This window comes from Pseudoduganella sp. GW821-FHT05F09 (assembly GCF_059419605.1).
Genome location: NZ_JBWKSD010000010.1, coordinates 127,235 through 139,387, shown reverse-complemented (window position 1 = coordinate 139,387; position 12,153 = coordinate 127,235). Strand labels below are relative to the sequence as shown.

Annotated in this window: 10 protein-coding genes; 8 read left to right on the top strand and 2 right to left on the bottom strand. The window is 65.4% G+C overall.

The window, feature by feature from the left end:
- Positions 1-79: 79 nt before the first annotated feature.
- Positions 80-961, bottom strand: a complete 882-nt coding sequence (locus AC07S4_RS26960) for a LysR family transcriptional regulator (RefSeq protein ID WP_494989535.1) — start codon at positions 959-961, stop codon at positions 80-82.
- Between the two features lie 135 nt (positions 962-1,096).
- Here AC07S4_RS26960 and AC07S4_RS26955 point away from each other — a divergent pair, with 135 nt between their 5' ends.
- The 3 genes from AC07S4_RS26955 (at position 1,097) to AC07S4_RS26945 (ending at position 3,546) form a co-directional block, all read left to right on the top strand.
- Positions 1,097-1,795, top strand: coding sequence for a dienelactone hydrolase family protein (locus tag AC07S4_RS26955; RefSeq protein WP_494989534.1), 699 nt, complete (start codon positions 1,097-1,099; stop codon positions 1,793-1,795).
- 50 nt (positions 1,796-1,845) lie between these two features.
- Positions 1,846-2,838, top strand: a complete 993-nt coding sequence (locus tag AC07S4_RS26950; protein WP_494989533.1) for an alpha/beta fold hydrolase — start codon at positions 1,846-1,848, stop codon at positions 2,836-2,838.
- Between the two features lie 147 nt (positions 2,839-2,985).
- Positions 2,986-3,546: a hypothetical protein gene (locus AC07S4_RS26945; RefSeq protein WP_494989532.1), complete on the top strand. Its 561-nt coding sequence runs from the start codon at positions 2,986-2,988 to the stop codon at positions 3,544-3,546.
- A 144-nt stretch (positions 3,547-3,690) separates the two neighbouring features.
- Here AC07S4_RS26945 and AC07S4_RS26940 read toward each other — a convergent pair whose 3' ends face one another.
- Positions 3,691-4,434, bottom strand: a complete 744-nt coding sequence (locus AC07S4_RS26940; RefSeq protein ID WP_494989531.1) for an SDR family oxidoreductase — start codon at positions 4,432-4,434, stop codon at positions 3,691-3,693.
- A 143-nt stretch (positions 4,435-4,577) separates the two neighbouring features.
- On the opposite strand from AC07S4_RS26940, the gene AC07S4_RS26935 reads away from it, so the two are divergent.
- From AC07S4_RS26935 to AC07S4_RS26915, 5 genes are all read left to right on the top strand, one after another.
- Positions 4,578-5,276 (top strand): FadR/GntR family transcriptional regulator, encoded by a 699-nt coding sequence (locus AC07S4_RS26935; protein ID WP_161073512.1) that lies wholly within the window; start codon positions 4,578-4,580, stop codon positions 5,274-5,276.
- Between the two features lie 132 nt (positions 5,277-5,408).
- Positions 5,409-6,815 (top strand): glycoside hydrolase family 88/105 protein, encoded by a 1,407-nt coding sequence (locus AC07S4_RS26930; RefSeq protein WP_494989530.1) that lies wholly within the window; start codon positions 5,409-5,411, stop codon positions 6,813-6,815.
- A 9-nt stretch (positions 6,816-6,824) separates the two neighbouring features.
- Positions 6,825-8,036, top strand: a complete 1,212-nt coding sequence (locus AC07S4_RS26925; RefSeq protein WP_494989529.1) for a BT3233 family polysaccharide utilization protein — start codon at positions 6,825-6,827, stop codon at positions 8,034-8,036.
- Positions 8,037-8,097: 61 nt separating this feature from the next.
- Positions 8,098-11,073, top strand: coding sequence for a TonB-dependent receptor (locus tag AC07S4_RS26920; RefSeq protein WP_494989528.1), 2,976 nt, complete (start codon positions 8,098-8,100; stop codon positions 11,071-11,073).
- Positions 11,074-11,169: 96 nt separating this feature from the next.
- On the top strand, positions 11,170-12,078 hold the full coding sequence (locus AC07S4_RS26915; protein ID WP_494989527.1) for an N-acetylmuramoyl-L-alanine amidase-like domain-containing protein: 909 nt from the start codon (positions 11,170-11,172) through the stop codon (positions 12,076-12,078).
- The last annotated feature ends 75 nt before the right edge of the window (positions 12,079-12,153 follow it).

Genomic DNA, 12,153 nt, shown 5'->3' with positions numbered 1-12,153 from the left:
AATATTAATCTGTAGCAAAACGCCATGCGCTGGTTTGCGACCATTGCCACAACCTGTGCCAATGTGGCCGCCGCGCGGCCTAGCCGCACATGACTTCCTGGCTGTCCGCATACAGCTTGGCCAGCCAGGCCGCCACCACCTTGAAGCGCGCGATGGAGCCGGCGTCGCGGTGGCTCAGCAGCCATAGCTCGCGCTGCAGCTCGGCCTCGCCGCCCAGCCGCCGCAGGCCGGGCGGGTGGCCGATCAGGCAGGGTAGCAGCGCCAGCCCCAGTCCCGACTCGCAGGCGCGCAGCATGGTGGTCAGGCTGTTCACCCGCACCGGGCCGCGCACGCCCGGCCCCAGGCTGCGTATCCACGCCATCTCCGGCACATGCGCCAGCTCGTCGCCGTACATGATCCAGGGCTGCTCGCCCCACTGCGCGCGCGGCACCGGTTCCGCGTTCGCGCTGCCGTAGACGGTCCAGCCGATATCGCCCAGCTTGCGCATCACCAGCGCCGCGTCCTCGCCCGGCTGCGCCAGGCGCAGCGCAAAGTCCGCCTCGCGGCGCGTGAAGGACAGGTTGTCGTTGCCGCCCAGCAGATGCACGTCCAGCTGCGGATACTGCGCAGCCAGTCCGGGCAGCTGCGGCAGCAGCCAATAGTCGAACAGGAAATCGATGGCCGTGATGCGCACCGTGCCGCTAATGGCCTCGGCCTCGCGCGACGACGCCAGCAGCATGCTTTGCACATTGCCGTACACCGCCTCGCCGTATTCCACGAACACGCGGCCCGCCTCGGTCAACTGGTAGCGCGTGTTATCGCGGATGAACAGGCGCAGCTGCAGCGACTTCTCGGCCGCGGCAATGCGGCGGCTGATGGTGGACGCGTCCACCCCCAGCGCGCGGCCGCTGGCGCTCATGCTGCCGGTGCGCGCCAGCGACAAGATCAGCGGAATATCGTTCCAGTCAAAGTCGTTAGCCATTCGTCGCTTGTTCCCCTATCCCTATCGAAAGATCTGCATTTTTACAAAGCGGCATTGCAGCTTTGTCCGTTCCCTTGCCGCGTTTTCAGTCCTAAGATGCATCCATCGAAGCGCACTACACAAGGGAGAAAACAGATGAAACCAGGCATTTCCATCCAGGCAGAAGACGGCAGCTTCAACTGCTACGTAGCACGTCCCAGCGGCGCCGCGCCGGCCCCGGTCATCGTGGTGCTGCAGGAGATCTTCGGCGTCAACGCCGGCATCCGCAGCATTGCCGACAGCTACGCGGCGCAAGGCTACATCGCCGTCGCCCCCGACCTGTTCTGGCGCGCCGAAGCGGGCCTGGACATGTCCGAGGCGAGCGAAGGCGACTGGGCCAAAGGCTTCGCCTTGTACAGCGCCTACGACTTCGACAAGGGCGTGCGCGACATCGCCGCCACCGTGGCAGCGGCCCGCACCATGCAGGGCGCAAGCGGCAAGGTCGCCGTCACCGGCTACTGCCTGGGCGGCCTGCTCACCTACCTGAGCGCGGCGCGCGGCCGCGCCGATGCCTTCGTGGCCTACTACGGCGGCGGCACCGAGAAGTTCGTGTCCGAAGCAGGCAAGGTGCAGGACCCGCTGCTGTACCACCTGGCCGGCGAGGACGAATACATCGGCAAGGAAGCGCAGGCCGCCATCAACGCCGCGCTGGGCCGGAACAAGCACATCGAACTGCACACCTACCCCGGCTGCAACCACGCTTTTGCGCGTCCCGGCGGCAACCACTACGACGCAGCCGCGGCCGAACTGGCGAACGGCCGCACGGCAGCCTTCTTCAAACAGCATCTTGCCTAATGTAGCACAGCGATTTTCAACCCTCCATACACTAAAAGGAAGAACCCATCATGTCCACCAAGACCCAGGATCAAGCTGTGAATGAGATCAACACCGCCCGCCGCGGCGCCCTGACCGGCGGCGCCGGCCTGGCCGCCATCGCCGCCGCCGCCATGCTGCCGCTGGCCGCCACCGGCGAAGCGCAAGCGGCGCCGGCCGGCAAGCCGGTCCGCAAGACCGCCAGCACCATCACCACCAAGGACGGCGTGGACATCTACTACAAGGACTGGGGCTCGGGCCAGCCGGTCGTGTTCAGCCACGGCTGGCCGCTGAATTCGGACAGCTGGGAAGCGCAGATGTTCCACCTGGCGAACAACGGCTTCCGCGTCATCGCGCACGACCGCCGTGGCCACGGCCGCTCCAGCCAGCCATGGGACGGCAACGACATGGACCACTACGCCGACGACCTGGCCGCCGTGATCGAAGCGCTGGACCTGAAGAACGCCATCCTGGTCGGCTTCTCCACCGGCGGCGGCGAAGTGGCGCGCTACGTGGGCCGCCACGGCACCAAGCGCGTGGCCAAGCTGGCCCTGGTGTCGGCGGTGCCGCCTTTGATGCTGAAAACGGCCGACAATCCGGGCGGCCTGCCGATCGAAGTGTTCGACGGCATCCGCGCCGGCTCGGTGAAAGACCGCTCGCAGCTCTACCTGGACATCGCCAGCGGCCCCTTCTACGGCTACAACCGTCCGGGCGCCAAGCCATCGCAAGGCATCATCAACGCCTGGTGGATGCAGGGCATGATGGGCGGCCATAAAAACACCTATGACTCGATCAAGGCCTTCTCGGAAACCGACTTCCGCGCCGACCTGAAAAAGTTCGACAAGCCCACGCTGGTGATCCACGGCGACGACGACCAGATCGTGCCGATCGACGCGGCGGGCCGCGCCTCGGCGGCGCAGATCAAAGGCGCCAAGCTCATCGTCTACCCCGGGGCGCCGCACGGCCTGACCGACACCCACAAGGACAAGGTCAACGCCGACCTGCTGGCCTTCGCCAGGTCCTGATTCCGGCTAGAAGCCGTGCCTGAAAGCCTCCGGGGTGAGCCCCGGGGGCTTTTTGTCTTTTCAGATAGCCGCATGTGACAATCCGCGCATTTTCCCCGCTGCGACGGCCGCTATACTCGCCCTACCCTAGCAGCCATCTTTATACCCATGACAGTGATCTGCCCGAAATGCAGCCATGTGCGGCCACCCGACGCCACCAATCCCGACTGGCAATGCCCCGCCTGCGGCATTTGCTACGCCAAGTTCCAGAAGCCCGGCGCCGAACCGGTGCGGCCTGCAAGCGCAACGTATGCGCAGGCCGACACGGGCTGGAATCTCGGCTGGCTGTTCAAAGCCATGCTGCTGGTCGCGCTGGGCTGGGGCCTGAACGCCGCCCTTGATCGCAGGTCCAGAGTGGCTCCGGAAGCAGAGATCGCCGTGGCCGAGGAAAGACAATCGGAGTCCGGCGCCGGCGTAGCCATTGCCAACACCGCGCTGCAAATATCCGGCGCGGACACCAGCATGCTGAAAAGCCTGTCCGGCCGCCTGGAAAAAGCCTGCGCCCGCAACAAATACAATCTGAGCGAAAGTGCCTGCATCGCGCGCCTGCACGAACGCGAAGACCTCTGCGCAACCGCCACCGCCCAGCGCTACCCCGGCCAGATCGGCGACACCGACCGCATGCAAACCATCACCAAGGCCTACGTCGGCTGCATATTTGAGAATTGATCCAGCCGCGCCATTCACAAAAGATATTTCTCTCATCACGAAGATAAAGTAGACGCATATGCTGCAGTGCGAGATGATGCACCTGTCTCCTCTATTCTCCTCCAAGAGATTAGATTTAGCCCGCTCCCGTAGCGGGCTTTTTTTTTACTTGCCGCCGCCGACCGTGAGCGTGGTGGCGGTAATATAAGAGGCAGCCGGGGACAGCAGCCAGACCGCCGGTTCCGCGATCTCCTCCGGATTGGCCGGACGGCGCATCGGTATGCCGGGTGCGGCGCGCTCCAGGCGGTAGGCGTCGCCGCCGCGGGCGTGGATTTCGGTCAGCGTCATGCCCGGCGCCACGCCGCACACGCGGATGCCGTCCGGCGCCAGTTCGCGCCCCAGCCCCATGGTGAACGCCTCCACCGCCGCCTTGCTGGCCGCGTAATGCACATAGTCGCCCGCGCTGCCGCTGCTGGCCGCCGTGGAGGAGATGTTGACGATCACGCCCTTCACCCCGCTGCGCTTGAAGGAGGCGATCGCCGCGCGGCAGCAGTCCATCAGCCCCAGCACGTTGACCTGGAACACGGCGGCGATACCGGCCGGGTCGGCGTCCGCGAAGCGCCCCAGGCCGCCGGTGATGCCCGCGTTGTTGACCAGCGCCGTTACCGGCCCCAGCTGCGCCTCCACCGTGGCGAACAGGCGCGCCACGTCCGCCGGCACGCCGACGTCGCCCTGCACCGCGATGGCGCTGCCGCCCGATGCAACGATACTATCCACCACCCCGGCCGCAGCTGCCACATCGCTGTGGTAATTGACGCCCACCGCATAGCCGTCCTGCGCCGCGCGCAGGGCGATGCAGGCGCCGATGCCGCGCCCGGCGCCGGTAACGATCAATACTTTTTTCATCATTTGTCCTCAAATGCAGCCGAACTGGGCGCCCAGTGTAGCGCAGGCGCGCCGGTATTGGCTGGTCCGCCTTGCAAGATTGGCCTGTCCAAACTAAAATCTGTCCACCTTGCATCTTTAACACCTCTCTCGGACACGTCCATCCAATGAAGAAACCTCCTGCGCCGCGCGAAGCCACTGTGGCCGAGCCGCGCCTGTACCGTGTCGTAGCCTCCCGTATCCAACAACTGATCAAGGACGAAGATATCCAGCCTGGCTCGCGCCTGCCTGCGGAACGCGAACTGGCCGCCAAGCTGAGCGTGAGCCGCGCCTCGCTGCGCGAAGCGCTGATCGCGCTGGAACTGGGCGGCATGGTCGAGGTGCGCGGCGGCTCCGGCGTGTATGTGTCCGAACTGGTGGAAACCCCGGCCGAGATGCCCGAAGTCGGCCCCGGCCCCTTCGAGGTGCTGGCCGCGCGCCGCCTGATCGAGTCCGAAGTGGCGGCCATCGCCGCCAAGGTGGCCACCGATTCCCATGTCGACGCCATCCTGCGCGCGGTCATGGAGATGGAACAGCACCACGAAGACCGCACCAGCAACGAACAAGCCGACCGCAACTTCCACCTGGCCATCGCGCGCGCCACCGGCAACACGGCGCTGGTGGGCGTGATTGAATACCTGTGGAACCAGCGCGGCACGCTGTGGCACAAGCTGAAGGAGCACTTCCAGACCGAGGATCTGCGCAAGCAAACGCTGCAGGATCACCGCAAGGTGCTGGAAGCCATCGCCGCGCACGACGTGGCCGGCGCCCGCCAGGCCATGCGTGCCCACCTGGAACGCGTGACGCGCACCTTCTCGCGCGGCTAAACCCAACAGTCTCCGTCCCTAAATTGTAAATGGCGCAACAAGGCGGCTAGTCCGCCTTGCACATTTGGTCAGACCAAACTAGAATGGCCTGACCAAATGACGCACCATCTCAATAAGCGCCGACGGAGACACATGTACCCCACCAAGAAACTGCTGGCCAGCGCGGCCGCCCTCACCCTGCTGCTGGGCTCGGCCCACGCCGAAGGTCCTTACCGCAATCCCGACAACAAAAGCCTGACCGACGCCGGCGAGGGCACGTATCCGGTGCCGTACAAGATGCCGGTGGTGTCCGAAATCACCGAGGTGCTGAACCGCATACGCGGCTATATGGATGCGTCCACGCCCACCCGCGTGATCGACAAGAAGACCGGCAACCAGATCACCGACTTCAGCAAGCCGAACAAAGACGCCATCTTCGCGCCCAGCGCGGGCGACTACGGCATCATGGTGTATGAAATGGGCGTGGTGCACGCGGGCCTGTTCAAGGCGGCCGAAGCCACCGGCGACGCGCGCTTCACCGACATGACCAAGCGCCACTTCCAGTTCTTCGCCGACATGCAGCCCTATTTCCGCGCCCAGGAACAGCAGTTCAAGCTGGAGCGCAACAACAGCTTCTCGCGCTTCCTCGACCCGCGCGCGCTGGACGACTCCGGCTCCATGTGCGCCGCCCTGATGCGCGCCCGCGCGCTGAAGATCGGCCCTGACCTGAGCGGCATGATCGCCACCTGCAGCGACTGGGTGGCCAACAAGCAGTTCCGCCTGCCGGACGGCACCATGGCGCGCAAGCGTCCGCAAGCGGTGTCGCTGTGGGGCGACGATATGTATATGAGCATACCCGCGCTGGCGGAAATGGGCCGCATGACCGGCAAGCGCGAGCACTTCGACGACGCCGTGAAGAACGCGCTGCAAATGTCGAACTACCTGTTCAACCCGCAGCTGAACCTGTACACCCACGGCTGGCACGCCAACATCCCGGACGCGCCGCGCTTCTACTGGGCGCGCGCCAACGGCTGGGCCGTCATGGCCATGTCCGACCTGCTGGACGTGCTGCCCAAGGACCATCCCGGCTACCCGAAAGTGCTGGCCCAGCTGCGCCTGAGCCTGAAAGGCATCGCCGAGCTGCAATCGGGCAGCGGCCTGTGGCACCAGATGATAGACCGCAACGACTCCTACCTGGAGACCTCGGCCAGCGCCATGTTCGTCTACGTAACGGCGCACGCCATCAACCAGGGCTGGATCAGCCCCACCACCTACGGCTCCATCGCACAAGCGGGCTGGGCGGGCCTGGTATCCAAGGTCACGCCCAAGGGCGAGATCGAAGGCATCTGCGTGGGCACCACGCTGGCCGGCGACCAGACCTACTACTACCACCGCCCCACCAGCGTGAACGCGCTGCACGGCTACGGCCCGACCCTGCTGGCGGGCGCCGAGATGATCAAGCTGCTGAAGAACCCGAACATCGCCGTGGAGCACCGCGTGCGCACCTACCACTACATGCCGAAGACCAGCGGCCAGACCGACTACCGCGAACACCACTAAGGATACGCCATGAACATGACCACTACTCCGCTGCTGGCCGCCATGCTGGCCACCCTGGCGCCGATGGCCCAGGGCGCCGCCTTCACCGTCAAGCTCAGCCATGACCTGGATATCGCCCGTCCGTCCGAAACCGTGACCATACCCTGGGTCGAGGTCAACAAGCAGCTGCCCGGCGCGCTGATCCAGCGCCTGGCCGTGAAGGACGCGTCCGGCCGCGTGGTGCCGCACCAGGTGACCAATGTGGCGCCGCAGGCCAAGGACCCGAAGAACGAAGGCGTGGCGTATGGCGAACTGATCTTCCAGCACAGCTTCAAGGCCGGCGAAAAATCGGCCAGCTACACCGTCGAAACCATAGACGCGCTGGCGCCGCCCTTCCCCAGCCAGTCCTCGGCCCGCTACGTGCCGGAACGCCTGGACGACTTCGCCTGGGAAAACGACAAGCTGGCGCACCGCACCTACGGCCCCGCGCTGGCCGCCCCGGCCGCGCCGGGCAGCGGCAAGGAAGTGCTGGAGACGAGTGGCCTGGACCTGTGGTTCAAGCGCGTGAACTATCCCATCGTCGACCGCTGGTACAACAAGGGCCATGACCACTACCACCACGACGAAGGTGAAGGCATGGACATGTACAACGTCGGCAAGTCGCGCGGCGCCGGCGGCGCCGGCGTGTGGCTGGGCGGCACCCTGTACACCAGCAGCAACTACGCCAGCTGGAAAGTGCTGGCCAACGGCCCGGTGCGCACCATCTTCGAGCTGAACTACACGGCCTGGAACGCCAACGGCACCCAGGTCAGCGAAGTGAAGCGCTTCACCGTGGACGCCGGCCACTATATGGACCGGGTCGACAGCACCTTCACCTTCACCGGCCCGAAAACGCTGCCCATCGCCATCGGCCTGAACAAGACGCCGACCGACAAGGGCGAAGACCCCAAGATCGCCGTGGTCAAGGACAAGGCCTCCACCGCCGTGCTGCAGTGGATACAGCAAGCCACCAAGGGCTCCTTCGGCGTGGCCATGGTGCTGCCGAGCGCCACCGACTACACCGAGGACAAGCTCAACGAACTGATCGTGGCCAACGCCACCTCGGGCCAGCCGCTGACCTACTACGTGGGCGGCGCCTGGGAGCGTTCCGGCGACATCACCTCGCAAGCCCAGTGGGAAGCCTATGTGCGCAATGTGGCCGCGCGCGCCCGCAACCCGGTGAAAGTGAGCTGGCAAAAGTAACAGCAAATAGATTTTCAAAACGCCGTCGTACTCGAAATACATAACTAAACAGGGAGACAGTATGGACAACAGCGAACAACCAACCCGCCGCCCGGCACGCTTCAACGTGCGCCTGGCAGGCTCCACCTCGATCACCGCGATGGCCCTGGCCATCGGCGCCGCCTATGCTCCGGCATACGCGCAAAGCACGCCGCCCGCAGCGCAGGAACCCACCACCGTGGTGGTGACCGGCATGCGCGCCGCGCTGGAAAGCGCACTGAACAAGAAGCGTGAGGACAACGGCATCGTCGACGTCATCAAGGCCGAAGACATGGGCAAGTTCCCCGACACCAACCTGGCCGAGTCGCTGCAGCGCGTGCCCGGCGTGGTGATCGACCGCGACGCCGGCGAAGGCCGGAGCATCACCGTGCGCGGCCTGGGCCAGGACTTCACCCGCGTGCGCATCAACGGCATCGAGGGTCTGGCCACCACCGGCGGCACCGACAGCTCGGGCGGCGCCAACCGCTCGCGCGGCTTCGACTTCAACGTGTTCCCGTCCGAGCTGTTCAACTCCCTGACGGTGCGCAAGAGCTCCTCGGCCGACATCGACGAAGGCTCGCTGGGCGCCACCGTGGACCTGCAAACCACCCGCCCCTTCGACCTGAAAGGCTTCAACGCCACCGTCATGGCCAAGGGCAAGTACAACGACCTGTCGCGCAAGACCGACCCGCGCCTGGGCTTCCTGATCTCCAACACCAATGCCGACCGCACCCTGGGCTTCCTGGTGTCCGGCGCCTACTCCAAGCGCCAGGTGCTGGAAGAAGGCTTCTCCACCGTGCGCTGGGATAACGGCCCCTCGTCCGGCGGCTGGTGCGCCCCCATCGGCGTGACCCCGGCCAACCCGACCACCTCCACCGCCACCACCTGCGGCCCGGCCGCGCAAGGCGTGCCGCGCCTGCCGGCCTCGGCCGCCGCCACCGCCGCCTACAACGAAGCGAGCAAGGCCGAGAACTTCGTGCCGCGCCTGCCGCGCTACGGCCGCCTGACGCACGACCAGGACCGCCTGGGCCTGACCGGCTCCTTCCAGTGGCGTCCGGCGCGCGGCTCCCTGCTGACCTTCGACATGCTGTACTCCAAGCTGGACGCCACGCGCCAGGAAGACTTCCTGGAAGCGATCTCCTTCAGCCGCACCGCCACCCAGGGCGGCAAGCCGCAGACCAGCGTGGTCGAAGCCCAGTTCGCGCCCAACGGCTCGCTGCTGTACGGTAAGTTCAACGGCGTCGACATCCGCGCCGAATCGCGCTACGACGAACTGTCCACCACCTTCACCCAGCCCACGCTGACGCTGGAACAGGACATCGGCGACTCGCTGCGCCTGCTGGCCAAGGTCGGCAGCGCCAAGTCCAAGTTCCGCAACCCGGTGCAGACCACCACCACGCTGGACGCGCTGAACGTCAACGGCTACACCATCGACTTCCGCCAGAACGACCGCATGCCGTCCATCACCTACCCGTTCGACCCGGCCAATCCGGGCGCGGCGATGGGCATCGTGGGCGTGCCGGTGGTCACCAGCGGCACCCAGCCGGCGGCCGTGACCAACACCACCACCAGCGAAATCCGCATCCGTCCGCAAGGCGCCACCAACACCAACGACGTGGGCCAGGTCGACCTGGTGTGGGAAGCCTTCCCGGACCGCCTGAGCTTCAAGACCGGCGCCAACTACAAGAAATACACCTTCGACTCCTACGAGTCGCGCCGCGTGAACCAGGGCGACACCATCTTCGCGCCGGCCGCCGGCACCAGCATGGCCAGCCTGATGACCACCATCAGCGGCTTCGGCCGTGGCCAGAACCTGCCGGCCGGCACGCCGACCTCGTGGGTGATCCCGGACCTGAACGCCATCGCCAAGGCCTACGACATCTACTGCAACTGCATCAAGAGCGGCCCGGCCGGCGGCCCCGGCGACTTCACGCTGTCCTCCATCACCAACGGCAACGCGCGCGGCAACAACCGCTCCGTCACCGAAGAAGACAAGGGCATCTACCTGATGGGCGAGTTCACCGAAGAGCTGGGCGGCATCCCGCTGCGCGGCAACTTCGGCGCGCGCTACGTGCGCACCGCCATGAACGCCACCGGTTACCAGTCGGCCGGCGGCGGCTCCGAAGTGACGGTCGGCAACGACTACTCCGACGTGCTGCCATCGTTCAACGTGGCCGCCAACCTGAGCAAGGACTTCATCGTGCGCCTGGCCGCCGCCAAGGTGATGACCCGTCCGCAGCTGGGCAACCTGTCGCCGGGCGGCACCGTGGCCACCACCGGCACGCTGACCATCACCTCCGGCAACCCGCTGCTGAAACCGTTCCGCGCCAAGACCTTCGACACCAGCTTCGAGTGGTACCACGGCAAGAACGCCTTCATCGGCCTGGGCCTGTTCCAGAAGAACATCGGCACCTACATCCAGAGCCTGCGCACCAACGTCGCCTTCAAGGACACCGGCCTGCCGATGTCGCTGCTGCCGAGCAACTTCAGCGGCGAGGAAATCTTCCAGGTCACCGCCCCGGTCAACACCGACGGCGGCAAGCTGAAAGGCTTCGAGCTGAACTTCCAGCAGCCGTTCACCTTCCTGCCAAGCTGGGGCCGCAACTTCGGCACCTTGATGAACTACACCTTCGTCAAGTCCAAGATCGAGTACCTGGTCTCGCCGACGAGCAACACCACCATCACCGACGACCTGCTGAACCTGTCGCCGCGCTCGTGGAACACCACGCTGTACTACGACGACGGCAAGCTCAGCGCCCGCCTGTCGGCCTCGCAGCGCGCCTCCTTCGTCACCCGCGTACCGGGCCAGAACAACAACGACGTGGAAGGCAAGAACAAGTCCACCAACGTCGACATCTCGTTCTCGTACAAGGTCAATGACAAGCTGGACCTGACGCTGGAAGGCGTGAACCTGACCAACGAGCCGAACGACCAGTTCGTCAGCCGCGCCCGCAACAGCGTGGTGGTCAACAACGTCACCGGCCGCGAATACCTGGTCGGCCTGCGCTACAAGTTCTAAGCCTCCCCGCAGCACGCAGCACCAAGGCCCCTCCGGGGGCCTTTTCTATTTGCACGATTCGGTATACCGTAGAGCTTTTTTTGCGAGCGCCACCTCATGACCCGAATCGCCGCCTTACTCGTCGCCGCCATGCTCGCAGGCTGCGCCAGCGTGCCCACCCCGCCTGTCGCCACCGCGCCGCAGCCCAAGCAGCTGTACCAGATGACGCCGCAGGAAGCGGACGGCTACATCGCCCAGATGCAGCAAGCCGAGCCTGACCTGCGCAAGCGCATCGCCGCCATCGGCCGCCGCAACATCGGCCAGCCCTACATGCTCAACCTGCTGGGCGAATACCCCTACGAGCTGCACGACACGCTGCCCATGTTCAGCCTCACGCAAAGCGACTGCGTGGTGTTCGCCGAACACACTTACGCCATGGCGCTGTCGCGCAACTGGAAAGAATTCTTCTGGATGCTGCAGCGTATCCGCTACAAGGACGGCGTGATCGGGGTCGCCACGCGCAACCACTACACCGAGCAGGACTGGAACATCAACAACGGCTGGCTGCTGACGGACGCCACGCGCGAGCTGGCGGGCGACTTCGTGGCCTCGTATCCGCTGCACGTAGACCGCCAGCGTTTCCTGAAAACGCGCCACAACACCGAGGTCAGCATGCCGGTGCAGGACAGCACCGAATACTACGTGCCCAAGGAGCGCGTCGCCGACGTGCTGGGCAAGCTGCGTGACGGCGACTTCGTCAACATCATCTCCACGCGCGACGGCGCCTACTGGGCCTCGCACGTCGGGCTGGTGGTCACGGCGGCGGACGGCAAGCGCATGTTCCTCAACTCCGCCGAGCCCAAGGTGCGCGAAGAAAGCTTCGACCAATTCCTCGCCCGCACCGCCGAGCGCGAAGCGCGCAACGCCGCCGAAGGCAAAAACGGCCAAAAGCTCGCCGGCTTCAAATTCCTGCGCTTGAACGACACCATCATCGTCCCCCCCGCCCTACCCCAACCCCGCCCCTGACCCCAGCCAGGGTCAATATAAAATTGGGGTCAGTTCTACCATCGCGTCATTTGACGTGATGGTAGAACTGACCCC